This is a genomic window from Bordetella bronchiseptica, from assembly GCF_900636925.1.
Taxonomy (GTDB): Bacteria; Pseudomonadota; Gammaproteobacteria; order Burkholderiales; family Burkholderiaceae_B; genus Bordetella; species Bordetella pertussis.
This window is the reverse complement of record NZ_LR134326.1, coordinates 3,109,871-3,132,747: the sequence shown is the minus strand read 5'-3', so window position 1 is coordinate 3,132,747 and position 22,877 is coordinate 3,109,871. Positions and strand designations below refer to the sequence as shown.

At 70.6% G+C, this 22,877-nt stretch carries 24 protein-coding genes; 12 read left to right on the top strand and 12 right to left on the bottom strand.

The window, feature by feature from the left end:
- The first annotated feature begins 8 nt into the window (after nucleotides 1-8).
- Together EL288_RS14545 and EL288_RS14540 are read left to right on the top strand one after the other, a co-directional pair.
- A complete protein-coding gene (locus EL288_RS14545) occupies nucleotides 9-839 on the top strand; it encodes a phosphoenolpyruvate hydrolase family protein (RefSeq protein WP_003810459.1) in 831 nt (276 codons plus the stop codon).
- A 67-nt stretch (nucleotides 840-906) separates the two neighbouring features.
- Entirely contained in the window at nucleotides 907-1,359 is a 453-nt protein-coding gene (locus EL288_RS14540) for an SRPBCC family protein (protein ID WP_003810461.1), read from the top strand.
- Between the two features lie 7 nt (nucleotides 1,360-1,366).
- On the opposite strand, the gene EL288_RS14535 is transcribed toward EL288_RS14540, so the two are convergent.
- Complete coding sequence (locus EL288_RS14535; RefSeq protein WP_003810463.1) at nucleotides 1,367-2,329, bottom strand: LysR family transcriptional regulator; 963 nt, start codon at nucleotides 2,327-2,329, stop codon at nucleotides 1,367-1,369.
- Nucleotides 2,330-2,433: 104 nt separating this feature from the next.
- Between EL288_RS14535 and EL288_RS14530 the strand changes: the two genes are divergently transcribed.
- Both EL288_RS14530 and EL288_RS14525 read left to right on the top strand, forming a co-directional pair.
- The gene (locus tag EL288_RS14530; RefSeq protein WP_003810464.1) at nucleotides 2,434-3,876 is read left to right on the top strand and encodes an N-acyl-D-glutamate deacylase; all 1,443 of its coding nucleotides are present in this window, start codon (nucleotides 2,434-2,436) and stop codon (nucleotides 3,874-3,876) included.
- A gap of 47 nt (nucleotides 3,877-3,923) precedes the next feature.
- Nucleotides 3,924-4,880: a tripartite tricarboxylate transporter substrate binding protein BugE gene (locus EL288_RS14525; protein ID WP_004568582.1), complete on the top strand. Its 957-nt coding sequence runs from the start codon at nucleotides 3,924-3,926 to the stop codon at nucleotides 4,878-4,880.
- 15 nt (nucleotides 4,881-4,895) lie between these two features.
- Here EL288_RS14525 and EL288_RS14520 read toward each other — a convergent pair whose 3' ends face one another.
- From EL288_RS14520 to EL288_RS14500, 5 genes are read right to left on the bottom strand one after another with little or no spacing between them, the layout of a single operon-like run.
- Entirely contained in the window at nucleotides 4,896-6,275 is a 1,380-nt protein-coding gene (locus EL288_RS14520; protein ID WP_126621976.1) for a sulfite reductase subunit alpha, read from the bottom strand.
- The gene (locus EL288_RS14515) at nucleotides 6,275-7,291 is read right to left on the bottom strand and encodes an FAD:protein FMN transferase (RefSeq protein ID WP_003810470.1); all 1,017 of its coding nucleotides are present in this window, start codon (nucleotides 7,289-7,291) and stop codon (nucleotides 6,275-6,277) included. The genes EL288_RS14520 and EL288_RS14515 overlap by 1 nt, the downstream gene beginning before the upstream one ends.
- 4 nt (nucleotides 7,292-7,295) lie before the next feature.
- A complete protein-coding gene (locus EL288_RS14510; protein ID WP_003810472.1) occupies nucleotides 7,296-8,096 on the bottom strand; it encodes a DUF4198 domain-containing protein in 801 nt (266 codons plus the stop codon).
- A gap of 29 nt (nucleotides 8,097-8,125) precedes the next feature.
- On the bottom strand, nucleotides 8,126-8,641 hold the full coding sequence (locus tag EL288_RS14505; protein ID WP_003810474.1) for a DUF2271 domain-containing protein: 516 nt from the start codon (nucleotides 8,639-8,641) through the stop codon (nucleotides 8,126-8,128).
- A gap of 22 nt (nucleotides 8,642-8,663) precedes the next feature.
- A complete protein-coding gene (locus EL288_RS14500) occupies nucleotides 8,664-9,293 on the bottom strand; it encodes a PepSY-associated TM helix domain-containing protein (RefSeq protein ID WP_003810476.1) in 630 nt (209 codons plus the stop codon).
- 147 nt (nucleotides 9,294-9,440) lie between these two features.
- On the opposite strand from EL288_RS14500, the gene EL288_RS14495 reads away from it, so the two are divergent.
- The 4 genes from EL288_RS14495 to crcB all read left to right on the top strand — a co-directional run bounded on the left by EL288_RS14495 (nucleotide 9,441) and on the right by crcB (nucleotide 12,227).
- Nucleotides 9,441-10,388 (top strand): ATP-binding cassette domain-containing protein, encoded by a 948-nt coding sequence (locus EL288_RS14495; RefSeq protein ID WP_003810478.1) that lies wholly within the window; start codon nucleotides 9,441-9,443, stop codon nucleotides 10,386-10,388.
- Nucleotides 10,385-11,170 carry an ABC transporter permease gene (locus EL288_RS14490; RefSeq protein WP_003810480.1) on the top strand — a complete coding sequence of 262 codons (786 nt, stop codon included), beginning with the start codon at nucleotides 10,385-10,387 and terminating at the stop codon, nucleotides 11,168-11,170. The genes EL288_RS14495 and EL288_RS14490 overlap by 4 nt, the downstream gene beginning before the upstream one ends.
- A gap of 100 nt (nucleotides 11,171-11,270) precedes the next feature.
- A complete protein-coding gene (locus tag EL288_RS14485; RefSeq protein WP_003810481.1) occupies nucleotides 11,271-11,831 on the top strand; it encodes an HdeD family acid-resistance protein in 561 nt (186 codons plus the stop codon).
- 9 nt (nucleotides 11,832-11,840) lie between these two features.
- Nucleotides 11,841-12,227, top strand: coding sequence for a fluoride efflux transporter CrcB (gene crcB / locus EL288_RS14480; RefSeq protein ID WP_003810483.1), 387 nt, complete (start codon nucleotides 11,841-11,843; stop codon nucleotides 12,225-12,227).
- Nucleotides 12,228-12,249: 22 nt separating this feature from the next.
- Here crcB and hpnE read toward each other — a convergent pair whose 3' ends face one another.
- Genes hpnE through hpnC form a run of 3 tightly spaced genes read right to left on the bottom strand, consistent with a single transcriptional unit; the run spans nucleotide 12,250 to nucleotide 15,273 of the window.
- The gene (gene hpnE / locus EL288_RS14475) at nucleotides 12,250-13,581 is read right to left on the bottom strand and encodes a hydroxysqualene dehydroxylase HpnE (RefSeq protein WP_033449612.1); all 1,332 of its coding nucleotides are present in this window, start codon (nucleotides 13,579-13,581) and stop codon (nucleotides 12,250-12,252) included.
- Nucleotides 13,578-14,441: a presqualene diphosphate synthase HpnD gene (gene hpnD / locus EL288_RS14470; protein ID WP_003810487.1), complete on the bottom strand. Its 864-nt coding sequence runs from the start codon at nucleotides 14,439-14,441 to the stop codon at nucleotides 13,578-13,580. Before hpnD ends, hpnE begins: the two co-directional genes overlap by 4 nt.
- A gap of 1 nt (nucleotide 14,442) precedes the next feature.
- Nucleotides 14,443-15,273 (bottom strand): squalene synthase HpnC, encoded by an 831-nt coding sequence (gene hpnC, locus EL288_RS14465; protein WP_003810490.1) that lies wholly within the window; start codon nucleotides 15,271-15,273, stop codon nucleotides 14,443-14,445.
- Between the two features lie 128 nt (nucleotides 15,274-15,401).
- Here hpnC and alr point away from each other — a divergent pair, with 128 nt between their 5' ends.
- Together alr and EL288_RS14455 are read left to right on the top strand one after the other, a co-directional pair.
- Nucleotides 15,402-16,529 carry an alanine racemase gene (alr, locus tag EL288_RS14460; protein WP_003810492.1) on the top strand — a complete coding sequence of 376 codons (1,128 nt, stop codon included), beginning with the start codon at nucleotides 15,402-15,404 and terminating at the stop codon, nucleotides 16,527-16,529.
- A 151-nt stretch (nucleotides 16,530-16,680) separates the two neighbouring features.
- Entirely contained in the window at nucleotides 16,681-17,397 is a 717-nt protein-coding gene (locus tag EL288_RS14455; RefSeq protein ID WP_003810494.1) for an SDR family oxidoreductase, read from the top strand.
- A gap of 13 nt (nucleotides 17,398-17,410) precedes the next feature.
- Here EL288_RS14455 and EL288_RS14450 read toward each other — a convergent pair whose 3' ends face one another.
- The 3 genes from EL288_RS14450 to EL288_RS14440 form a co-directional block, all read right to left on the bottom strand.
- On the bottom strand, nucleotides 17,411-18,133 hold the full coding sequence (locus tag EL288_RS14450; protein ID WP_003810496.1) for a hypothetical protein: 723 nt from the start codon (nucleotides 18,131-18,133) through the stop codon (nucleotides 17,411-17,413).
- A 3-nt stretch (nucleotides 18,134-18,136) separates the two neighbouring features.
- Entirely contained in the window at nucleotides 18,137-18,715 is a 579-nt protein-coding gene (locus tag EL288_RS14445) for an RNA polymerase sigma factor (RefSeq protein WP_010926777.1), read from the bottom strand.
- A gap of 77 nt (nucleotides 18,716-18,792) precedes the next feature.
- Nucleotides 18,793-20,508 carry a vWA domain-containing protein gene (locus tag EL288_RS14440; RefSeq protein ID WP_126621975.1) on the bottom strand — a complete coding sequence of 572 codons (1,716 nt, stop codon included), beginning with the start codon at nucleotides 20,506-20,508 and terminating at the stop codon, nucleotides 18,793-18,795.
- Between the two features lie 126 nt (nucleotides 20,509-20,634).
- Between EL288_RS14440 and radA the strand changes: the two genes are divergently transcribed.
- A complete protein-coding gene (radA, locus tag EL288_RS14435) occupies nucleotides 20,635-21,996 on the top strand; it encodes a DNA repair protein RadA (protein WP_010928233.1) in 1,362 nt (453 codons plus the stop codon).
- Nucleotides 21,997-22,018: 22 nt separating this feature from the next.
- Nucleotides 22,019-22,792, top strand: coding sequence for a sulfite exporter TauE/SafE family protein (locus EL288_RS14430; protein WP_003818618.1), 774 nt, complete (start codon nucleotides 22,019-22,021; stop codon nucleotides 22,790-22,792).
- The last annotated feature ends 85 nt before the right edge of the window (nucleotides 22,793-22,877 follow it).

Below are 22,877 nucleotides of genomic sequence, written 5' to 3'. Positions count from 1 at the left end.
GTATCGCCATGCCGCGTTTTGAACGCTCGGCCCTGCTCGACAAGTTCCAGGACATGGTGCGCCGGCGCCAGCCCATCGTGGGCGGCGGCGCGGGCACGGGCCTGTCGGCCAAGTGCGAAGAGGCTGGCGGCATCGACCTGATCGTCATCTACAACTCGGGCCGCTACCGCATGGCCGGGCGCGGCTCGCTGGCCGGGCTGCTGGCCTATGGCAACGCCAATGACATCGTGCTGGACATGGCGCGCGAGGTGTTGCCGGTCGTGCGGCACACGCCGGTGCTGGCCGGGGTCAATGGCACCGATCCGTTCTGCAATTTCGACGCCTTTCTCGACGAGCTCGCCCGGGTCGGTTTCTCCGGCGTGCAGAATTTCCCCACGGTAGGCCTGATCGACGGCACGTTCCGCGCCAATCTGGAAGAAACCGGCATGGGCTATGGCCTGGAGGTCGAGATGATCCGCCTGGCGCACGCCAAGGGCCTGCTGACCACGCCCTACGTCTTCGATCCGGACCAGGCGCGCGCGATGACCGCGGCCGGCGCCGACATCGTGGTGGCGCACATGGGGCTGACCACGGGCGGCAACATCGGCGCGGAGACCGCGCTGTCGCTGGATGACTGCGTGGCGCGCATCGACGCGATCGCCGCCGCGGCGCTGGCCGAGCGCGGCGACGTGATCGTGCTGTGCCACGGCGGACCGATCGCCACGCCGCAGGACGCCGCCCATGTGCTGCAGCGCTGCAGGCATTGCCACGGTTTCTACGGCGCGAGCTCCATGGAGCGCCTGCCTGCCGAACAGGCGCTGACGGCGACCACGCGCGCGTTCAAGCAGCTGAGTTTCTGAGGGCCGGCGGGGCCGCCGGCCCGCGCCGGGATGTGCAAGCAGGCGGCTGCGGCCGGGGAGATTGTCCATGAGTCATCTGGTATATGTCAGCCGTGTCGTCGCCGCGCCCATCGAGCGGGTGTGGCCGCATCTGCGCGACTTCAACGGCCTGTCGGCGTGGCATCCGGGCGTGGCCGACAGCCGCCTGGAGGAGGGCGGGCGCGACGATGCGCCGGGCACGGTGCGCTTCCTGTCGCTCAATCCATCGGGCTACGTGCGCGAGCGTTTGCTGATGCTCGACGATGCGGGGCGGTCGCTGCGCTACGCCATCATCGAAACCGACCTGCCCATGCGCGATTATGTCGCCGGCGTGGATCTGTGTCCGGTTACCGAGGGCGGTGGCACGTTCGCGCAATGGTGGGCCGATTTCGACGTGGTGGCTGGCGCCAACCGGGACGAGGTGGCTCGCCTGGTGGGCGAGGGCGTGTTTGCCGCCGGCCTGCAGGCCCTGGACCAGTACCTGCGCGGCCGGCAGGCATAAGGGCGGGTCAGGCGCGGCTGTTGCGGCCGGCGGGGCGGCAGCCCGCCGGCAGGGTGGCCTGCCGCACATAGGCGCGCAGCGTGTCGATGAGCGCCGCGGCGGCCGGGCTGAGCGCCCGCTCCTGGTGGCCGATGATGCAGAGCGTGCGCATCACGGTGGGGCGCGCCAGCAGCGCGAAGGCCAGGCCCGGCTCGCGCACCCGTTCGGCCGCCAGCGCCGGCAGCAGGGCCACGCCCAGGCCTGCCTTGACCAGCGCCGCCTGCGAGGTGGTGCTGGAGGCTTCGTAGAACGGCGCCGCCGCTTCGATCGGCAGGTCGGCGCGCGCGCGCAGCAGCGCCATGATGCCGGTCTCGTCCACGACCCCCACCAGTTTGCGATGGCTCAGGCGCTCCCAGCGCACGTGGCCGTCGCGGCCCGGCTGGATGCTTGTGTCGTCGGCCCGGTAGAGCACGCCGAAGCGGTCTTCCAGCAAGGGGTCGAACGCCAGCCCCGGCGCGTCGGCCCAGCGGCTGGTCAGGCCGAAGTCGACCTCCTGCGCGGCCACCTGCCGCTGGATGCGTCCGGAGTTGTCGTCGCGCAGGTACAGGCGGATGGCGGGGTGGCGCCGCGCGAAGTCGGCCGCCGCCGGCGCGATCAGCTGGGTAATGGCCGATGGCGCGGCCGCCACGCTCACGCGGCCGCGTTCCAGCGCGCCGTAGCGCACCACATCCTCGATCACGCCGTCGAAATCGGCCAGCAGGCGCATCACGCGCGGCAGGAAATCCTGGCCGGCCGCGCTCAGCAGGACCTTGCGGCTGGTGCGCGCGAACAACTGGGTGCCCAGCGCGGTCTCCAGTTGCCGCACCAGCGTGGTGACCGAGGATTGCGTCTGGAACAGGCGGCGCGCCGCATGCGTGAAACTGCTTTCCTGGGCCACGGCCACGAAGGCGGTCAGGTGCTTGAGCGTGACGTGCTTGGGCAGGCGATTCATTGCAAATTACGATAGATGGATAAAGTAAAACAATTTTTCATGATCGATGTTTGCGATGATACTGGACCCTTCCCAGGTTTGAGACAGGCCCGCAAGGGGTAGACATGCAGAACGCGGAAAAGCTGGATTTCAAGATTACCGGCGGCTGGATCATCGACGGCACGGGCGCGCCGCGCCGCCGCGCCGATCTGGGGGTGCGCGACGGACGCATCGCGGCGATCGGCGAGCTGGGCGCGCATCCGGCGCGCCACGCCTGGGACGCCAGCGGCAAGATCGTGGCGCCGGGTTTCATCGATGTGCACGGCCACGACGACCTGATGTTCGTCGAGAAGCCGGACTTGCGCTGGAAGACCAGCCAGGGCATCACCACGGTCGTGGTGGGCAATTGCGGCGTGAGCGCCGCGCCCGCGCCGCTGCCGGGCAACACCGCGGCGGCGCTGGCGCTGCTGGGCGAGACGCCGTTGTTTGCCGATGTGCCGGCCTATTTCGCCGCGCTCGACGCGCAGCGGCCCATGATCAACGTGGCCGCGCTGGTCGGGCATGCCAACCTGCGGCTGGCGGCGATGCGCGATCCGCAGGCCGCGCCCACGGCGGCCGAGCAGCAGGCCATGCAGGACATGCTGCAGGCGGCGCTCGAGGCCGGCGCGGTGGGTTTCAGCACCGGGCTGGCCTACCAGCCCGGCGCCTTGGCGCAGGCGGCCGAGCTCGAAGGGCTGGCGCGGGTGGCGGCCGAGCGCCGGCGCCTGCATACCAGCCACATCCGCAACGAGGCCGACGGCGTGGAGGCGGCCGTCGAGGAGGTGCTGGCGATAGGGCGCGGCACCGGTTGCGCCACGGTGGTGTCCCACCACAAATGCATGATGCCGCAGAACTGGGGGCGCAGCCGCGCCACCCTAGCCAATATCGACCGCGCGCGCGAGCAGGGCGTGGAGGTGGCGCTGGATATCTATCCCTACCCGGGCAGCTCCACCATCCTGATTCCCGAGCGCGCCGAGACCATCGACGATATCCGCATCACCTGGTCCACGCCGCACCCGGAGTGCAGCGGCGAGTACCTGGCCGATATCGCCGCGCGCTGGGGCTGCGACAAGACCACCGCGGCGCGGCGCCTGGCGCCTGCGGGCGCGATCTACTTCGCCATGGACGAGGACGAGGTCAAGCGCATCTTCCAGCATCCCTGCTGCATGGTGGGCTCGGACGGCCTGCCCAACGATGCGCGCCCGCACCCGCGCCTGTGGGGCAGCTTCACCCGCGTGCTGGGCCGCTATGTGCGGGAAGCCCGGTTGATGACGCTGGAGCAGGCGGTGGCCAGGATGACCGCGCTGCCGGCGCGCGTGTTCGGGTTTGCCGAGCGCGGCGTGCTGCAGCCGGGCGCCTGGGCGGACGTGGTGGTGTTCGACCCCGACACGGTGGCCGACCGCGCCACCTGGGACGAGCCGACGCTGGCGTCGGTCGGCATCGCCGGCGTGCTGGTCAATGGCGCCGAAGTGTTCCCGCAGCCGCCCGCCGATGGCCGCCCCGGCCAGGTACTGCGCGCCGGCGCCTGAGAGCCTGTTTTTTCCCCTACGCATCGATATTGAAACGGAGACATCCCATGCGCAAGACCCTGGCCGTTCTGGCCCTGATGGCCGCGTTGCCCGCGGCGCACGCCGATTTTCCCGAGCGTCCGATCACGCTGATCGTGCCGTTCCCGGCCGGCGGCCCGACCGATATCGTCGGCCGCGTGGCCGCGGCCAAGGCAGGTGAAATCCTCGGTCAGCAGATCGTGGTCGAGAACCGGACCGGCGCGGCGGGCACCATCGGCATCACCGCCACCGCGCGGGCCAAGCCCGACGGCTATACGCTGGGCCTGGCCACGGTCAGCACGCACGGCACGGCGCCGCACCTGTTTCCCAACCTGGCCTACGATCCCGTCAAGGACTTCACCCCGGTCAGCAACCTGGTGACCAGCCCCAACATCCTGAGCGTCAATCCTTCGTACCCGGCGGCCGACCTGGGCGCGTTCGTGGCCCACGTGCGCGCCAATCCGGGCCGCGACGGCTACGCCAACGCGGGCGCGGGGGGCGTGAACGACCTGGGCATGATCTGGTTCCTGCAGCTGATCGGCGGCAAGATGACCAGCATTGCCTACCGCGGCTCGGCGCCCGCCCTGACCGACGCCGTCTCGGGCGTGGTGCCGGTGATCTTCGACAACTTCCCCTCGTCGTTGCCGTACATCAAGAGCGGCCACCTGCGTCCGCTGGCCATCACCGGCGCGGCGCGCAATCCGCGCCTGCCCGAGGTGCCCACCTTCGCCGAACAGGGTTACCGCGATTACGACGTCACGGCCTGGTATGGCGTGGTCGCGCCGGCCGGCCTGCCGGACGCGGTGCGCGACAAGCTGGCCCAGGCGTTCGCCCAGGCCGTGCGCGATCCGGCCACGGCCGCGAAGATGGAGGAGACCGGTGCGTTCCCGCTGGGCAACACGCCGGCCGAGTTCGCCGCGCAGATCCAGGCCGAGCAGGCGCGCTGGAAGACCGTGATCGAGAAGGCCGACATCAAGCTGCAGTGACGGCGCGCGCGGCGCTCAGTACACGTCGCGGCGATAGCGCCCGGCGTGCTGCAGCGCCTGCAGCTGCGCCGGGCCCAGGATGTCGGCCAGCGCCTGGTGCACGCCTTCGGCCATGCCGTGCAGGCTGCCGCACACATATACCGCGGCGCCCTCGCGTATCCAGTCGCGCACGCGTTCGGCGCGTTCGCGCAGCAGGTCCTGCACGTAGCGGCGCTGCGGCGCGTCGCGCGAAAACACCGCGTCCACGTATTCAAGCCAGCCTTCGCCGCGCCATTGCTCCAGCTCGTCGCGGCAGAACCAGTCGTGGGCCGCGCTGCGCTCGCCGAATACCAGCCAGTTGCGCCCGTGGCCGGCGCTGCGGCGCGCCTTGAGGAGGGCGCGCAGGCCGGCCAGCCCGGTGCCGTTGCGGACCAGGATCAACGGGCGGGCGTCGGCCGGCGGATGGAAGTTGCGATTGGCGCGCACTCGCAGGTCGATGGCCTGGCCGGTTTGCGCGGTGTGCGTCAGCCAGCCGCTGCCCAGGCCCAGCGCGCCGTCGGCGGAGCGCATCTGGCGCACCAGCAAGTGCACCGCGCCGTCGGCCGGCAGCGAGGCAATCGAATATTCGCGATGGGCATGCAGCGGGCTGTCGGGCGCATCGCGCGGGCCGATCTCGGCAATGTCGCCGGCCTGCCATTGCGGCGCCGTGCCGTGCGGCGGCGTCAGTTCGATGAAGTAGCAAGGCGCGCCCTGGCTGCCGGGGTTGAGCAGGGTGCGCCGCGCCAGCCGCCAGGCCTGGTAGGCGGGGGCCTGCCAATCCGGCAGGTCGGTGCAGCCGGTTACCACGCCCAGGTGGTGCTGCCAGTGGCGCAGCGCCGCCGCGTCGCCGGCGTCGACTTCGACCAGGTCGAACAGCGGCGCGGCGCCGTTGGCGCGCAGCCAGTCGTCCAGGCGATGGCCGAAGCCGCAGAAGTGCGCGTAGCTGCTGTCGCCCAGCGCGAGCACGGCGTAGCGCAAGGCGCCCAGCCCGGCGCCGGATTGCATGGCGGTGTCGGCGAACGGGGCGGCCGCGTCGGGCGGATCGCCTTCGCCGTAGGTGCTGACGATGAACAGCGCACGCGCATAGTGGCCGAGCGTGGCGGCGTCGATCTGTCCGAGCTCGGCCACGCGCGCTTGCAGGCCGCCGCTGGCCAGTGCCGCCGCGGTATGTTCGGCCAGTTCGGCGGCGAAGCCGGTCTGGCTGGCGTAGGCCACCAGGACGGTCTGCGGGCCGGGCCGGGCCTCGAGCGCGCGCAGCGCGCGAGCCTGGCTGGCGGCGCGCATGCGCGCCTGGCGCCACGCCCACAGGCACAGCAACAGCCAGGCGAGCACGAGGCCGGCCGCGGCGACCAGGCGCGGATGGGGCGGCAGCGGCATCAAGGGCGGTCCAGCAGCGCGGCGAAGGCCGGCGTGGCGCGTACCTCGTGGCCCGCCGCGCCGCGCAGGATGAACAGGGCGGCCAGGTCGTGGCGCGCGGCGTAGTCGGCGCCGGCGGCCGCGCCCAGTACGCCCAGTGCGGTGGCCAGGCCATCGGCCAGCATGCATTCGGGATGGATCACCGTGACCGAGGCCAGGTCGTTGTCGAGCGGCTTGCCGGTGCGGGGGTCCAGCGTGTGCGCGTAGCGCCGGCCGGCCTGTTCGATGTAGCGGCGGTAATCGCCCGAGGTGGCGATCGACTGGTCGCGCAGCGGCACCGCCAGCGCATGCGCGCCGCTGGCGTCGGGCACTTCGACCGCGACACGCCAGGGCAGGCCATCGGGCCGCGCGCCATGGGCGCGCAGCTCGCCGCCCACTTCCACCAGGCAGGCAGTCACGCCCAGCGCGCGCAGGGCCAGCGCGGCGCGGTCCACGCCATAGCCCTTGGCGATGGATGACAGGTCCAGGCGTACGCCGCCGGGTTGCCAGGCGCGCCGGGCCTGGGCGTCCAGCCGTACCCGTGCGTGGCCGCAATCGGCCAGGGCCGCGGCGATCGCCGCGGCGGCCGGCGGCTCATGCACGCGCGGTCCGGCGCCAAAGCCCCAGGCGTCGACCAGCGCGCCGATGGTCGGGTCGTAGGCGCCGCCGCTTGCGTCGGCCAGGTCCAGCGCGTGCGACAGCACATGGAACAGCGCTTCGGGCAGCGCCTGCCAGCCCGTCGCGGCGCGATTGAAGCGCGAGATGTCCGAGCCGGCCTCCCAGGTGCTCATCTGGGCCACGACCTCGTCCAGCGCCGCCGCGATGGCCGCCTGGGCCTGCTGGCGCGTCACGCCGGGCGGCAGGGCCAGGCGTGCGGACCAGGTCGTGCCCATGGTGGAGCCGGCCAGCGCCACCGGCTCGCCAGACAGGCGCGGCGGGGCCGAGGGCATGCGCGCCGCCAGCGGCGGCGCGTAGGACGGTGGACGGGCCATGCTCATGCGCTCAGGGGCGCAGCACTTCCAGGGTCAGCGCGTACGACATGCGGCGCTTGGTGGCCTTGGGCACGCTGACCTTGTCGTCTTCGGCCTCGGTGTGCACCCAGTACATGCCGGGCTGCGGCCACTTGACCTGGAACTTGCCGTCGGCGTCGGTCTTGAGCTCGATCTCCTCGATCTTGTCGCGGTAGCGGCTGCCGTTGGGCACGATTTCCATTTCCAGGCCGGCGGCGGGCTTGCCGTCGAGCAGCATCTGGAAGGTGGCCGGCTCGTCGGAATACAGATCGTTCGGGTGCGATACCGCCACCAGCTCCAGGCCCTTGCCGACCGGCTTGATCGCGCCGGGTTTGCCGGCGGTCACGAAGGTTTCGACGCGGCCCAGGCTCTGCGAGACTTCCAGTTCCTGCGCGTTGGCGGGTACCGCCGCGGCCATGCCTTCGGGCTTGCCGAAGTAGCGCTTGGGCTTGCCGTCTTCCTTCCAGCGCGCGAACACGCCGTCGTTGACCACCGCCACGCGATACGTGCCGTTCTGCTTGAGCTGCAGGTCGAAGGTGCTGCGGATCTTGCCGCGGCTGACGTTCTCGGCCTGCGCGGCGCTGCCGTCGGGGGCGATGATGTCCAGGCCATCCAGGCGCAGCGGCGCGTGGTTGAAGTAGAACTTGTCGTTGCCGACCGCGGCGTCCACGGTGATCCAGCTATCCACGCCGGACAGCACCGTGGAAGAGGGCAGGACCCAGACGTCGTGCGCCTGCGCGGCGAGCGGCAGGGCCAGGGTCAGGGCGGCGGCCAGTTTGGCTACGGCTTTCATGAGGGCGCTCCTAGTGGGGGAAAGGGATGTCAGGGCTTGAGGTCGACGGCGATGGCGCCCAGCTCGTGCTCGCCGCGGGCGGTGAGCTGCTGCGCCTGTTGCGGCGGCCAGTCAAAGGGCACGCGTACCAGTTCGCGGCCGCCGACCTCGCGGGCGGCCTCGACCACCACGGCGTATTTGCCGGGCTTGAGATCGGCCAGCGGCTTGGCGGTGCCGGCGAACGACAGGGCGTGCTTGCCCGCCGGACGCGTGGCGCCGCTGACGCCGTCGACCGGGAACTGCTGGTTGCGGCCGCTGCGGCGCCACCATTGGCGCATGTCCTTGAGCCATTCGGCGCCTTCGTTGTTCTTCTTGGCCACGTCGTACCAGACCGCCAGGTCGCCCGCCACGCTCTGGTCGGCCTGCTCGATCCAGATGGCCACGTACGGGCGGTGGTACTCGGCCACGTCCAGGCGGGGAATTTCGACGCTCAGGCCCAGGTCGGCCGCGTAGGCGGTGCGGGCCACCAGGCCGGCCAGCAGGGCAGACAACAACAGTTTGCGCATAGTCCGATATCCAGTAAGACGGTCAATGAATGAATAGCAGTGCCAGCACGACCGGGATGACCACGCCCAGCCCGACCATGGGCCAGGTGGCGGCGCGATTGCCGGCGTGCATTTTCAGCAGCACCAGTCCGGTGAGCGAAAACACCAGACAGGCCACTGCGAAGATGTCCAGGAACCAGCTCCAGGCCAGGCCGGTGTGGCGTCCTTTGTGCAGGTCGTTCAGGTAGGCGATCCAGCCGCGGTCGGTGCGCTCGTATTCCAGTTCGCCGCTTTGCAGGTCGATCGACAGCCAGGCGTCGCCGCCCGGCCGCGGCAGCGACACGTACAGTTCGTCGGGCGACCATTCGGGCTTGGCGGCGGCGCCGCGCGCATCGACATCGAGCTCGCGGTCCAGCCATTCGAGCAGCGCCGGCGGCAGGGCCGGCCTGGCGGGGGCGGCGGCGGCCAGTTCGGCGCGCAGCGGCGCCGGCAATTCCAGATGGCGGGTATCGACGCGCGCGCGCGACTCGATGTGCGAGGCGTTGTTCAGCGTCAGGCCGGTCACGGCAAACAGCAGCATGCCCAGCAGGCAGAGCGCCGAACTGATCCAGTGCCATTGATGCAGCGTCTTCAGCCAGTAGGCGCGCCGTTTGGAGGAGGTTTTGCCGTCCATGGGATTTCGTTTGTCAAGGTCGCGGATTCTAACACTTAATGAGAATGAATCTTATAAAAGCCTCGTTTTCATCCTGGCTTGCCGTATTTCAATCGGTTTCGCGCGCGTCACACGGGCGAGGCGCGACGCGGATATAGAATCGTCGCCATGTCCTCCAACCCGGTTTCCGCCTCATGCGCGCCTGTCTTGCAGGTGCACGGCCTGACCAAGCGCTACGGCGAGCGCGTGATCGTCGACGGCCTGTCCTTCGCGCTGCGGCGCGGCGAATGCTACGGCCTGCTGGGCCCCAACGGCGCCGGCAAGACCACGACCTTGCGCGCCTTGCTGGGCCTGACGCCGTTTGACGGCGGAGCCGTCGAGGTGCTGGGCCACGCCGTGCCGGCGCAGGCCAGGCAGGCGCGGGCGCGCCTGGGCGTGGTGCCGCAGATCGACAACCTGGACCCCGATTTCACCGTGGCCGAGAACCTGCTGGTGTTCGGCCGCTACTTCGGCCTGAGCGACGCGCAGGTACGGGCCAGGCTGCCGCAATTGCTGGCCTTCGCGGCGCTGGCGGCCAAGGCCGATGCGCGCATCGGTGAGCTCTCCGGCGGCATGAAGCGGCGCCTGACGCTGGCGCGCGCGCTCATCAACGATCCCGACCTCATCATCATGGACGAGCCGACCACCGGGCTGGACCCGCAGGCGCGCCACCTGATCTGGGAGCGCCTGAAGGCGCTGCTGGCGCGCGGCAAGACCATCCTGCTGACCACGCACTTCATGGACGAGGCCGAACGCCTGTGCCACCGGCTCGGCGTGATCGACCACGGCCGGCTGATTACCGAAGGCGCGCCCCGGGCCCTGATCGAGCGCTGCCTGGAGCCGCAGGTGGTCGAGGTCTATGGCGATGACCTGCACGCCTGGCTGGATGCGCACCGCGCGGCCTTGCCGGCGCGGGTCGAGGTGAGCGGCGAAACGGCGTTCTGCCATACGGACGACGCCACGCCCGTCGTGCAGGCGCTGCAGGGCTGGCCGGACCTGCGCTACCTGCACCGGCCCGCCAACCTCGAAGACCTGTTCCTGCGCCTGACGGGGCGCGGCATGCGGGAGGACGCATGAGTGCGGGCGCCTGGGGCTGGCCGCCGCTGACGCGCCGCTGCGTGGCGGTGCTGCGGCGCAATTTCCTGGTGTGGCGCAAGACGGCCCTGACCACGGTGCTGGGCGATGTTCTCGACCCCGTCGTCGCGCTGCTGGCGCTGGGGTTCGGCCTGGGCGCGCTGCTGCCGGGCATCGAGGGCGTGCCCTACGTGACCTTCCTGTCGGCCGGCTCGATGTGCGTGGGGGCGCTGTACGGCGCCACCTTCGAGGCCACCTACAACGCTTTCTCGCGCCTGCACGTGCAGCGCACCTGGGACGCCATGCTGAGCACGCCGCTGGACCTGGACGACGTGGTCTGGGCGGAAATCCTGTGGGCGGCCGCCAAGGCGCTCAAGAGCGGGATTGCCATCCTGCTGGTGGTGGTGGCGCTGGACATCGCGCGCGCGCCGACCCTGCTGTGGGTGCCGCCGGTGCTGGCCCTGGCCGGGCTGGCTTTCGCCTCGATGGCGCTGGTGGTCAGCGCGCTGGCGCGCGGCTACGAGTTCTTCATGTATTACTTCACGCTGGGCGTCACGCCCATGGTGTTCCTGTCGGGGGTGTTCTTTCCCGCCTCGCAACTGCCGGCCGCGCTGGCCGGCCCGCTGCAGTGGCTGCCCGTGGCTCCGGCGGTCAATCTGATCCGGCCGCTCACGCTGGGACAGGTGCCGCACGCCTGGTGGGCCGATGTGGCGCAACTGGCCGCGACGGCGGCGCTGGGCATCTGGCTGGTGGCGGTGCTGATGCGGCGCCGGCTGCTGCGTTGAACAGCGTTGAACCGCGCCCCATGACAGGGGCGGCGCGGGCGTCTAACATGTTTCCAGGGCCCGCCTGGGTGGTTTGTCTCGGTACTCAAAGGAGAACGTCATGGTCACGGATGCGGTGTTGAATCATGCAGGACGCGAGTGGGGCTGGGTGGCGTTGCGCGGCGTGGTGGCGGTGCTGTTCGGCCTGATGGCAGTGCTGATGCCCGGCATCACGTTGTCGGCGCTGGTGCTGGTATGGGGCGCTTTCGCGCTGGCCGACGGGATCTTCGCGCTGATCGCGGGCTGGCGCATCCGCGACCAGGACAAGCCGTTGTGGCCGCTGATCCTGGTGGGCCTGACGGGTATCGCGGCCGGCATCGCGACCTTTGCCTGGCCCGGGCTGACCGCGCTGGTGCTGCTGTACATCATCGCGTTCTGGGCCGTGATCGGCGGGGTGTTCCAGATTGCCGCGGCGATCCGCTTTCGCAAGGATATCGAGAACGAGTGGCTGCACGGCCTGTCGGGCGCGCTGTCCATCGTATTCGGCGCGCTGCTGCTGTTCCAGCCGGGTGCCGGCGCGCTGGCGCTGGTGTGGGTGATCGGCGTGTACGCGGTGCTGTTCGGCGTGCTGCTGCTGGCCCTGGCATTGCGGCTCAAGAACCACGCCGCGACGCCGGCCTGAGGAGTTGCCGTGCTGACTTTCGCTCCGCTCAATTTCCTCGCCATCGGGGTGGGCGCGACCCTGGGCGCCTGGCTGCGCTGGGTGCTGGGCCTGCGCCTGAATGGCGCGGGCTGGCCGTGGGGCACGCTGACGGCCAATCTGGTCGGCGGCTACCTTATCGGCGTGATGGTCGCGCTCATCGCCAGCCATCCGGAATGGCCCGCCTGGATACGGCTGGCCGCGGTAACCGGCTTCCTGGGCGGGCTGACCACGTTCTCGACCTTCTCGGCCGAGACCGTCGACATGCTGGAGCGCGGCGTCTACGCGACCGCGGCGGCCTACGCCGGCGCGAGCCTGGCCGGTTCGCTGGCCATGACCGGGCTGGGGCTGGCGACCGTGCGCCTGCTGTTGCGCTGAGGCCGGCGCCGGGCGCCAGGTTTCAGTCCTGCGTGGCCGCGCCGCCGAGCACGACGCGGGCGGCTTGCAGGCCGCTGCGCACCGCGCCTTCGAGCACGCCGGGGTAGCCGGTGTCGGTCCAGTCGCCGGCCAGCGCCAGCGAGCGCCATGGGGTGCTGTTCAGCGGCCGCGCCAGGCCCGGCACGGCGGCGAAGGTGGCGCGCTTTTCCACGAACAGTTCGGCTATCTCGACAGCGGGCATCGGGGCCAGGCGCGCCGGGTGGCGGCGGGCCTGTTCGGCCACCTGGCGCGTCAGGGCGGCGATGGCCTGTTCGCGGTCGGCAGCCGCCACGGCGCGCGCCGCGCTGACCACCACCGCCAGTTCGCCGCGCTCGCCACGGCCGGTCAGGCGCGAGCGGTCGAACAGCCACTGGCCGTGAAAGCCGCGCGCCGGTTCCTCGCGCAGCATCATCATGGGCTCGGGCAGGGGCCAGGGGCCGGCCAGGCGCAAATTCAACGTGGCGATGGGTTCGTAATCGAACGCCTGCAGGGCGCGCAGCAGCCCGCTGGAGCCTCGCTCGGCCAGCGCATTCTCAAGCAGGCGCGCCGCCACCTGGGGCGATACGGCCAGTACGGCCGCGTCGAACCGTTCGCCGTTGACCTCGACGCTATGGGCCTGCGGCGTCAGACGCCGCACCGTGTTGCCGTAGCGCATGGTGGCCTGGCGGGCCGCCACGTCGGGCCACAGCGCCGACAGGTCGGCGCAGGGCAGCAGCAGATCGCTGTTGCGCCGGTGGCCGGTCAGGCTGTCGCGCAGGATGTGCGCGTACAGCAGGGCGCTGGCCTGCGCCGGGGGAGTGTTCAGGGCAGCCAGGCACAGGGGCACCCAGACGGATTGGCGGATGCCGGCGGGCTGGCGGGTATGGTCCAGCAGCTGCGTGACGGTCCAGTCGCGCGGCGCCTGCCACTGCATCTGGCGCAGGTAGTGCATGAGCCGCACGGCAGCCACGCGCGAGCGCCAGGGCAGGCCGCGCGCCAGCAGCAGCGCGGCGGCGGCGTGCAGGGGGGCGGGCAGGGGCGGCGCCGACAGGCGAAAGCCGCCGTCCAGGCTGGCCAGCCGCAACGGCCGGCGCATCAGCAGCGCATCCGGGTTGCGTCCCAGGCGGCGCATCAGCGCCAGGGTTTCGCCATAGGCGCCCAGCAGGATGTGCTGGCCGTTGTCCAGGTCGTCGCCGAACTCCGGGTGGACCACGCGGCGGGCGCGCCCGCCGGGCGTGCGCCCGGCTTCGAACACCGTGACCTTGGCGTCGGCCTCGCGCAGCGCCACGCTGGCTGCCAGGCCGGCCCAGCCCGCTCCGATGACGGCGACCTTCATCGCGCCAGCCGGCGCACCAGGGGGGCGCCGCCGCTTACCCAGGTCTTCCAGGCCAGCCACAGCTTGCGCACGGGCGTCAGCGAAATGCGCTGGTGCAGCACCTGCCAGTCGTCGCGCTCGATTTCGTCGAGCAGCGCATGGTAGATGGCCGCCATCATCAGCCCGGGCCGCTGGGCGCGCCGGTCCGTCTCGGGCAGGGCCTGCATCGCCTCGCGGTACAGCCCGCGGGCGCGCTCGGCCTGAAAGCGCATCAGCGCGCTGAAGCGTTCGGAATGGACGCCGTTGAGGATATCGGCGGCCTTGACCTCGAATTGCTGCAGTTCATTGACCGGCAGGTAGATGCGGCCGCGCCGCGCGTCGTCGCCGACATCGCGGATGATGTTGGTGAGCTGGAACGCCAGTCCCAGCTTGCCGGCATAGTCCAGCGTGCGCGCATCCTGGTAGCCGAACACGCCGGCCGACAATTCGCCGACCACGCCGGCCACGTGCCAACAGTACTTGCGCAGGCCGGGCCAGTCCAGGTAGCGGGTCTGGTCCAGGTCCATCTCCATGCCGTCGATGACGGCCAGCAGACGCTCGCGCGTGATGTTGCAATCGGCCAGGTGCGGCTGCAGCGCGCGCGTGACGGGGTGGTCCGGCTTGCCATCGACCATCTGGTCGACCTGCGTGCGCCACCAGGCCAGCTTGACGCGCGCCAGGGACGGGTCGCTGCATTCGTCGACCACGTCGTCGACCTCGCGACAGAACGCGTACAGCGCAGTAATGGCCCGCCGCCGCGCCGGCGGCAGGAACAGGAACGAGTAATAGAAGCTGGAGCCGCTTCTGGCGGCCTTTTCCTGGCAGTATTCGTCAGGGGTCATATCAGGTGAAGGCGCGCCACAGCATGACGGCCCAATCTTTGGCGCCCAACTCGGGGCGATTCATGAAGACGTCGTATCCGGCGTCCTCGATGCGTTGCAGGATGCGCAGGCCGCCCTGGACGACCAGGCGCAATTCCAACCCGATCCTGCCCGGCAGGCGGCGCGGCAGCGCAGCGCCAGAGTGTAGCAGCGCGCGCGTGCGCTGCACTTCGAAGGCCATCAGCTCGCGCCATTGCGGGGTCAGCCGGCAGGCTGCCAGGTCGTCGCGGCTGACGCCATGGCGGCGCAGGTCCTCCTCGGGCAGGTAGACGCGCTGCTTGCGCCAGTCGATGCGCACGTCCTGCCAGAAATTCACCAGCTGCAGGCCGGTGCAGATCGCATCGGCATCGCGCAGGTTGGCTTCGTCGACGGCGCCGTAAAGGTGCAGCATCAGCCGGCCCACCGGGTTGGCCGAGCGCCGGCAGTAGTCCAGCAGATCGTCATGGGACTCGTAGCGCTTGACCGAGATGTCCTGCTCGAACGCCGACAACAGGTCGAAGAACGGCGTGATGGGCAACTGGTGGCGCGCGATGGTGGCCGCCAGCGGGGTGAAGATGGGCGCCAGGTCGGCGCTGGCCGGCACGGCCAGCGTGCCGGGTTCGGCGCCGATGCGATGCAGCTCGGCGCGGAAGGCGGCCAGCTGGCGCAGGCGCTCGGCGTCCTCGGCGGCGCCTTCATCGGCGATATCGTCGGCGGCGCGGGCGAATCGATAGATATCGGTCACGGCGCCGCGCAACCGCCGCGGCAGCAGCAGCGAAGCAACGGGGAAATTCTCGTAGTGATCGATGGCCATACGGATAGCGAGGTCAGGGCGGCATCAGCCACCGGAATGAGGCATTTTAGGGGAGGGCGGCGTATGGCGCCGCGGGCGGATCAGTTAGACTTGGCGGCAACAGGCCCGGGTGCCTCGGAAATCTCATCATGCCGCGTCCCATATTTGCTTCGATCTCCCAGTCCGCGCTGCGGCACAACCTTGCCACCGTGCGTCGTCATCTCGATGACGTGGCGGCCAAGGCGGACGGCACGCCGCCCTCCATCTGGGCGGTCATCAAGGCCAATGCCTACGGCCATGGCATCGAACAGGCGGTGGCCGGTTTCTCGGCGGCCCAGGGCCTGGCCATGCTGGACCTGCAGGAGGCCGTGCGCTGCCGCGAAGCGGGCTGGGGCGGCCCCATCCTGCTGCTCGAAGGCTTCTTCCAGCCGTCCGACCTGGAAATCGTCGACCGCTATCATCTCGCCACCACCGTGCATACGCGCGAGCAGTTCGACATGCTGGCGCATGCGCGGCTGTCGCGCCGCGTCGACATCATGGTCAAGCTCAACAGCGGCATGAACCGGCTGGGTTTCGCGCCGGACGCCTACGGGTCCGCCTACGCGCGCGCGCAGCAGCTGCATGAGTACGGCGTGGTGGGCGGCATCGGCAAGATGACCCATTTCGCCTGTGCCGACGGGCCGCAGGGCGTGACCCAGCAGATGAACGTCTTCAACGGCGCCACCGCGCACCTGGCCGGGGCGACCAGCGTCTGCAATTCGGCCGCCACCCTGCGCTATGCCGACCTGGCGGTCGGCCACGACGGCCAGACCCACTGGGTGCGGCCGGGCATCTGCCTGTACGGCGCCTCGCCGTTCGCCGATGCGCAGGCCGGGGCGTTCGGATTGATTCCGGCCATGACGCTGCGCTCCGAGCTGATTGCCATCCAGGATATCCCGGCCGGCGCGGCGGTGGGTTATGGCGCCATTTTCCGCGCCGACCGGCCGATGCGCATCGGCGTGGTGGCGTGCGGCTATGCCGACGGCTATCCGCGCCATGCCGGCACCGGTACGCCCCTGACCGTGGGCGGCGTGCGCACGCGGCTGGTCGGCCGCGTGTCGATGGACATGCTCATGGTCGACCTGGATCCGGTGCCGGCCGCCGGCATCGGCACGCCCGTGGTGCTGTGGGGCGAGGACGGCCCGTCGGTCGACGAAGTGGCCGAGGCCGCCGGCACCATCGGCTACGAATTGCTGTGCGCGCTGGCCCCGCGCGTACCCGTGCGCCACGAAGGCTGAGCATTGTGCGGATCGCCGGCGGGCCGGCCTGCTGGCATGAATTGCTACGCAAGTTACATGACGCCGCCGGCCGGATGGTGTCTACTCTATACCCTGTCGTCGCGCGGCCGCCGGTCGCGCTGGCGGGGCAAACATGACGAGGTTTCAATCCATGAAGGACAAATGCGTGCTGGTGACAGGTGCCACCAAAGGCATCGGCTGGGCACTGACGCAGCGGTTGACCGATCTGGGTTGCCACGTAGTGGGTATCGCGCGCAATACCGCCGATGTGGACTTCCCTGGCTATCTCTACGCCTGCGACCTGGCCGACGCCGGCCGCACCGAAGAGGTGCTGCGCGAGATCCGCGATAAATTCCCGGTCGATGCGGTGGTCAACAATGTCGGCATCGTGGCGCCGCAGGCGCTCGGCGAGATCGACCTGGCCACGCTCTACAGCGTGCTCGACCTGAACGTGCGCGTGGCGGTGCAGGTCACCCAGACCTTCGTCGAATCGATGAAGGTGCGGCGTAGCGGACGGATCGTCAATATCTGTAGCCGCGCCATCCTGGGAGCCTACGACCGCACCAGTTATTCGGCCGCCAAGAGCGCCCTGGTCGGGTGCACCCGCACCTGGGCGCTGGAACTGGCCGAGTATGGCGTCACCGTCAACGCGGTGGCGCCCGGCCCGGTCGAGACCGAGCTGTTCCGGCGCGGCCATCCGGCCGGCAGCGACGCCGAAAAGCGCGCCCAGGCTTCGATTCCCATGAAGCGGTTCGGTACGCCGGCCGAGGTCGCCGCCGCGGTGGCGTTTTTGTTGTCGGACGACGCCGGCTTCATTACCGGGCAGGTCCTGGGCGTGGACGGCGGCGGCAGCCTGGGCGGCCACTGACCGGTTCCGCCCCCTATTGGCCGGGCGTACCGCCGTCGGCTGGCGCCAGCTGCTCGAGATCGGGCGGCAGGGCCAGCCCCGGGGCGGCACGGCGCCAGGCCAGGACCTGCGCGGCCGCCTCCTGCGGCTTGCCCTCGCGCACCAGCGCGCGGATGCGCTCGACGCGTTGCGCATAGGCCGGATCGTCACGCTGGCGCGCTGACGCCGCCAGATTTTCCTGTTGCTGTTTTTCGGCCCGCACCGCGGGCGCGGCGCGCTGCGGCATATAGCCGCGCCGTGCCGGCGCGGCGTCCTGGGCCGATGATTCGGCCGCGGCCCCGCGTGCCGCCTCGGGCGCCAGCGCAGGCGGCAGGGCGGGCGCGGGCGCCGGCGCACCCAGCGGCGGCGGCGCGGCCAGGGCGGGATCGGGGGCGGGCGGCTCGGGCATGGCGTCGCGGGTGGCCTGGGCGGCCTCCTGCTCGGCCTGCAGCTCGACCTCGGCGGCGGGCTGCAGCGCGTACTGCTCCAGGTCGGTGAACACGAACAGGGCGCTCACCGCGACCACGCAGGCCGCCACCGCCCAGGCCGGGTGCCAGGTCGCGCGTGGCCGGCGGGCGCGCCGGTCGGCTTCGGCGGCGCGCTGGGCCTGCTCGCGGATCGAGGCGTCGAGCATGATGTCGGGCTCGTGGCGCGGCAGCTCGCGATACAGCGCGCGCAGGTCGCGATCGTCGTCGTCGGGCGGCAGGTGCGGGTTCATGGCCTAGGGGCTCCTGGGGGCGCTCTCGGAGCTCAGCTCCTCGCGGATGCGCCGGGTGGCGTAGCGCAGGCGCGATTTGACGGTTTCGCGAGAGACACCGGTGACTTGCGCAATTTCTTCCACATCCAGATCGTGCTCCAGTCGCAGCAGCATTGCCAGTCTTTGTTCATCCGGCAGGCGCTCGATGGCCAGTTGCAGCCGGCGGCGCTGCTGGAACTCGGATAGCCGCGCCTCGGGCTGCTCGTGTTCGGCGGCGGGCACGCTGGCCAGCGCGGCCTCGGCCTGTTCCGGGGCGACCGGGGCGGGCTGGCGGCGATGGGCATCGACCAGCAGATTGTGCGCGATCTGCAGCAGCCAGGTGGTAAAGCGCGCCTGGGGGCGGTAGCGGGCCCGGGCGTCGATGACGCGGCTCCAGGTTTCCTGGAAGATGTCGTCGGCCTGGGCGGCGTTGCGCGCACTGCGCAGGATGTAGCGATACAGGCCGGCGCGGTGGCGGGCGTACAGGGCGTCGAAGGCGTCCATGTCGCCTTCGGCCCCGTAGGCCAGCATCAAGGCTTCGTCGGCGGCGCTCGCGGTGTCCATGGCGGCGCAGTGTATCGCCTCGGCGGCGATTGCGCACGCCGCCGAGGCCGGCGCGACTGCCAGGGCCGTCACCGTAATCAGCGCGCCGCCGGCGTGCCCAGGCTGGCGGCCAGCTCGACCAGGTTGGCGAACTCGGCCTGCAGGCCCAGCGGGTCGGCGCCGCGCGATTGCCGCGCCAGCGCCGCGATGGCCTGCGGCGCGTAGCCGTCCAGGTATTTGCCGCCGCGCAGCCATTGCGCGAAGGCCGCCGCGGCCGCCGCGCGATTCAGTCGCGCGCTGGCGGCCGGCGCCGCCGCGTCGGCGGCCACCGGTTGTTCGATCAGGCGGCTGGCGCCGCCTTCGGGCGACTGGTAGCGGATGCGCACATAGGCCAGCTCGTCGCGCGGGCTGTCCGCGGCGCGGGCCGGCTGTCCGTAACGCAGCGCATCGATGCGCTGCGCTGCGCCCGCCGGCGTGATCTCGTACAGCGCCGTTACGTTGGCGCCGGCGCCCAGTTCGCCCGCGTCGACCGCGTCATTGTTGAAGTCCTCCCGCGCCAGGGCGCGCTTCTCGTAGCCGATCAGGCGGTACTCGGCCACCCGCGCCGGGTTGAATTCGACCTGCACCTTGACGTCCTTGGCGATGGTCAGCAGGGTCGCCGACAGCTCGCTGGCAAAGACCTTGCGCGCCTGCAGCAGGCTGTCGATGTAGTGATAGCTGCCGTCGCCGGCGTTGGCCAGCTGCATGGCCATGGCATCGTTGTAGTTGCCGCTGCCCAGCCCCAGGGTGGTCAGCGCGATGCCGCGCTTGCGCTGGCTGCCGACATAGTCCTTGAGCTGCGCAAGATCGGTGCGGCCGACGTTGAAGTCGCCGTCGCTGGCCAGCACGATGCGGTTGACGCCATCCTTGACCAGGCCCTTGGCGGCCTCGGCGTAGGCCAGCTCCAGGCCGGCGCCGCCATTGGTCGAGCCGCTGGCCTGCAGGCCGTCGATGGCCGCCAGGATCTGCGCATGGCGATCGCCGGGCGTGGAGGGCAGCACCAGGCCGGCGCTGCCGGCGTAGGCGACGATGGCGACGCGGTCCTGCGCGCGCATCTGCGTCACCAGCTGGCGCAGGGCCGATTTGAGCAGCGGCAGCTTGGCCCGCTCGGCCATCGAGCCGGAGGTGTCGATCAGCAGCACCAGGTTGACCGCGGGAATATCCTGCGGCGCCACCCGGTATCCCTGGATGCCGACCAGCAGCAGCTGGCGCTGCGGATTCCAGGGCGCCGGCGCGATCTCGGTCGTGAGGGAAAAGGGGACGGCCGGCGTGGCGGGGGCCGGGTAGCCGTAGTCGAAGTAATTGATGAATGCTTCGGCGCGCACGGCGTCGGCCGGCGGCAGGCGGCCATCGTTGAGCAGGCGGCGCACATTGCTGTACGAGCCGGTATCCACGTCCAGCCCGAAGGTGGAGACCGGCTGCTCCTGTGCCAGCTGGACAGGATTGTCCTGGTAGCCGGCATAGTTTTCGCGATCTTCCTGGATGACGGGCATGGGCGCCGGCATGATCCGCATGCGCGCCTGGTCGGCATGCGCCCGGGCCGCCGCGTGCGGCGCCGGGGGCATATAGGTTTGCGCCGCCAGTTCGCGCTGCGGCGCGCCGGCCGGTTCGCCGCGCGGCGCCGCCGGCACGGCCTGGGGCGCCGGCTGGCCCGGTACGGCGGCGGGCTGGCCGGCCACGCCGGCCGAAGGCGGTTCGGTCGGGCTGCAGGCGCTCAGCATGGCCAGGCTGAGCACCGTGCACAGCAGGGGGGAGGGGCGTAGGATCGGCGTCATGGCGTCGGGTCTCGTGGTGGTGGATCGGTACTTGGTTAAACGCACGAGGGGGCCGGAAGGGGTTGATGGGCGAGGACAGAATTGCAAACAAACGTATCGCGCCTCGCTTGCCGGTAAACTGCCGGCATGGCGAAATCCCGAACCATCTATGTCTGCGCCGAATGCGGCGGCACCAGCCTCAAGTGGCAGGGCAAGTGCCCGCACTGCTCGGCCTGGAATACCCTGGAAGAAACCGTGGAGTCCGCCGCGTCCTCGGCCGGCGGGCATCGCTACGCGCCCCTGGCGGCGGCCAGCCCGGTGCGCAGCCTGTCCGAAATCGAAGCGCGCGAGACGCCGCGCCAGCCCACCGGGCTGGACGAGTTCGACCGCGTGCTGGGCGGCGGGCTGGTCGCCGGCGCGGTGGTGCTGATCGGCGGCGACCCCGGCATCGGCAAGTCCACGCTGCTGCTGCAGGCGCTGGCCTCGCTGTCGGCCACGACCAAGGTGTTGTACGTCACCGGTGAGGAGTCGGCCGAACAGGTCGCGCTGCGGGCGCGCCGGCTGGGCCTGCAGACCGGCAATGTCGACTTGCTGGCCGAGATCCGGCTCGAGGCGATCCAGGCGGCCGTGTCGGAACAGAAGCCGACCGTGGCGGTGATCGATTCGATCCAGACGCTCTACAGCGGCGAGCTGACCGCCGCGCCGGGCTCGGTGTCCCAGGTGCGCGAATGCGCGGCGCAGCTGACGCGCCTGGCCAAGCAGACCGGCATCGCCATCGTGATGATCGGCCACGTCACCAAGGACGGCGCGCTGGCCGGACCGCGCGTGCTCGAACACATCGTCGACACGGTGCTGTACTTCGAGGGCGACACGCATTCGTCGTTTCGCCTGGTGCGCGCGTTCAAGAACCGCTTTGGCGCCGTCAACGAACTGGGCGTGTTCGCCATGACCGACCGCGGCCTGCGCGGCGTGGCCAATCCGTCCGCGCTGTTTCTCTCGCAGCACCAGCAGCAGGTGGCCGGTTCCTGCGTGCTGGCGACCCAGGAGGGCACGCGCCCGCTGCTGGTGGAAGTGCAGGCGCTCGTCGATACCTCGCATGCGCCCAATCCGCGGCGCCTGACGGTCGGGCTGGAGGGCAACCGCCTGGCCATGCTGCTGGCCGTCATGCACCGCCATGCGGGCGTCTCGACCTACGACCAGGACGTGTTCGTCAATGCCGTGGGCGGGGTGCGCATCACCGAGCCGGCGGCCGACCTGCCGGTACTGCTGGCCATCATGTCATCGCTGCGCGACAAGCCGCTGCCCGCCGGCCTGGTGGCGTTCGGCGAGATCGGCCTGGCCGGCGAGATCCGGCCCGCGCCGCGCGGCCAGGAGCGCCTGCGCGAAGCGGCCAAGCTGGGGTTCAGCGTTGCGCTGATTCCCAAGGCCAATGCGCCGCGCCAGCCTATCGAAGGGCTGGAGATATGGGCCGTGGATCGGCTGGACGCCGCCCTGGACAAATTGCGTTGATGGCACGTCCGGGGAGCCTGTCTTGAGTCTGCTGGTAATCGCGGCCTGCCTGGCCAGTGGCGCGCTGATCGGTTTCATGGGCGGCGCGCTGGGCATCGGCGGCGGGCTGATCGCCATTCCCGCGCTGGGGCTGCTGCTGGGCATGCCCCAGCAACTGGCCCAGGGCACGGCGCTCATCATGGTGCTGCCGACCATCATGATGGCGGTGCGCAAGTACCACCAGCATGCGCGCATCGATATGCGCGTGGCGGGCGCCGGCGCGGCGGGCGCCGTGGTGTTCACGTGGGTCGGCGCGCAATTGGCGCTGGGCATCGCCTCGCGCACGCTGCGCCTGAGCTTCGCGGTGTTCCTGTTCTTCATCGCGCTGTTCTATGTCTACCAGACCGTGCGCAAGCGCGCCGCTGCCGCGCCGGCGGCGCCGGCGCGGCCCGCGCCTGTCCTGAGCCCGCCGCGCGCCAGCGTGCTGGGCGTGCTGTGCGGCACGCTGGGCGGGTTCTTCGGCGTGGGCGGCGCGGTGCTGGCCGTGCCCATCATTACCTCGGTGTTCCGCTTGCCGCAGACGATGGCCCAGGCGCTGGCATTGACGATGGTCATTCCCGGTTCGATGATCGCCCTCGTCACCTACACCTGGGCCGGCCAGGCCGATTGGTGGATAGGCGTGCCATTGGCGGCGGGCAGCCTGGTGTTCGTGCCGGTGGGGGTACGGCTGGCCTATCGGCTGCCTGAACGCAAGCTGAGAGCCTGCTTTGCCGCCATGCTGTTTGCGACCGTCGCCTTGTTGATCTTCGAGGCCTGATCGGCGCGGGATCATGACGAGCGGTTAGCGACGGAAAAATTTCTTCCGTGCTCCGAACCTTTCGTTGGACGCCTGCTCCAACGAA

What these genes read in the sequence shown, in the direction of transcription:
- EL288_RS14545 (WP_003810459.1), top strand. Translation starts at nt 9, where the DNA reads ATGCCGCGTTTTGAACGCTCGGCCCTGCTCGACAAGTTCCAGGACATG.
- EL288_RS14540 (WP_003810461.1), top strand. Translation starts at nt 907, where the DNA reads ATGAGTCATCTGGTATATGTCAGCCGTGTCGTCGCCGCGCCCATCGAG.
- EL288_RS14535 (WP_003810463.1), bottom strand. Translation starts at nt 2,329, where the DNA reads ATGAATCGCCTGCCCAAGCACGTCACGCTCAAGCACCTGACCGCCTTC.
- EL288_RS14530 (WP_003810464.1), top strand. Translation starts at nt 2,434, where the DNA reads ATGCAGAACGCGGAAAAGCTGGATTTCAAGATTACCGGCGGCTGGATC.
- EL288_RS14525 (WP_004568582.1), top strand. Translation starts at nt 3,924, where the DNA reads ATGCGCAAGACCCTGGCCGTTCTGGCCCTGATGGCCGCGTTGCCCGCG.
- EL288_RS14520 (WP_126621976.1), bottom strand. Translation starts at nt 6,275, where the DNA reads ATGCCGCTGCCGCCCCATCCGCGCCTGGTCGCCGCGGCCGGCCTCGTG.
- EL288_RS14515 (WP_003810470.1), bottom strand. Translation starts at nt 7,291, where the DNA reads ATGAGCATGGCCCGTCCACCGTCCTACGCGCCGCCGCTGGCGGCGCGC.
- EL288_RS14510 (WP_003810472.1), bottom strand. Translation starts at nt 8,096, where the DNA reads ATGAAAGCCGTAGCCAAACTGGCCGCCGCCCTGACCCTGGCCCTGCCG.
- EL288_RS14505 (WP_003810474.1), bottom strand. Translation starts at nt 8,641, where the DNA reads ATGCGCAAACTGTTGTTGTCTGCCCTGCTGGCCGGCCTGGTGGCCCGC.
- EL288_RS14500 (WP_003810476.1), bottom strand. Translation starts at nt 9,293, where the DNA reads ATGGACGGCAAAACCTCCTCCAAACGGCGCGCCTACTGGCTGAAGACG.
- EL288_RS14495 (WP_003810478.1), top strand. Translation starts at nt 9,441, where the DNA reads ATGTCCTCCAACCCGGTTTCCGCCTCATGCGCGCCTGTCTTGCAGGTG.
- EL288_RS14490 (WP_003810480.1), top strand. Translation starts at nt 10,385, where the DNA reads ATGAGTGCGGGCGCCTGGGGCTGGCCGCCGCTGACGCGCCGCTGCGTG.
- EL288_RS14485 (WP_003810481.1), top strand. Translation starts at nt 11,271, where the DNA reads ATGGTCACGGATGCGGTGTTGAATCATGCAGGACGCGAGTGGGGCTGG.
- hpnE (WP_033449612.1), bottom strand. Translation starts at nt 13,581, where the DNA reads ATGAAGGTCGCCGTCATCGGAGCGGGCTGGGCCGGCCTGGCAGCCAGC.
- hpnD (WP_003810487.1), bottom strand. Translation starts at nt 14,441, where the DNA reads ATGACCCCTGACGAATACTGCCAGGAAAAGGCCGCCAGAAGCGGCTCC.
- hpnC (WP_003810490.1), bottom strand. Translation starts at nt 15,273, where the DNA reads ATGGCCATCGATCACTACGAGAATTTCCCCGTTGCTTCGCTGCTGCTG.
- alr (WP_003810492.1), top strand. Translation starts at nt 15,402, where the DNA reads ATGCCGCGTCCCATATTTGCTTCGATCTCCCAGTCCGCGCTGCGGCAC.
- EL288_RS14455 (WP_003810494.1), top strand. Translation starts at nt 16,681, where the DNA reads ATGAAGGACAAATGCGTGCTGGTGACAGGTGCCACCAAAGGCATCGGC.
- EL288_RS14450 (WP_003810496.1), bottom strand. Translation starts at nt 18,133, where the DNA reads ATGAACCCGCACCTGCCGCCCGACGACGACGATCGCGACCTGCGCGCG.
- EL288_RS14445 (WP_010926777.1), bottom strand. Translation starts at nt 18,715, where the DNA reads ATGGACACCGCGAGCGCCGCCGACGAAGCCTTGATGCTGGCCTACGGG.
- EL288_RS14440 (WP_126621975.1), bottom strand. Translation starts at nt 20,508, where the DNA reads ATGACGCCGATCCTACGCCCCTCCCCCCTGCTGTGCACGGTGCTCAGC.
- radA (WP_010928233.1), top strand. Translation starts at nt 20,635, where the DNA reads ATGGCGAAATCCCGAACCATCTATGTCTGCGCCGAATGCGGCGGCACC.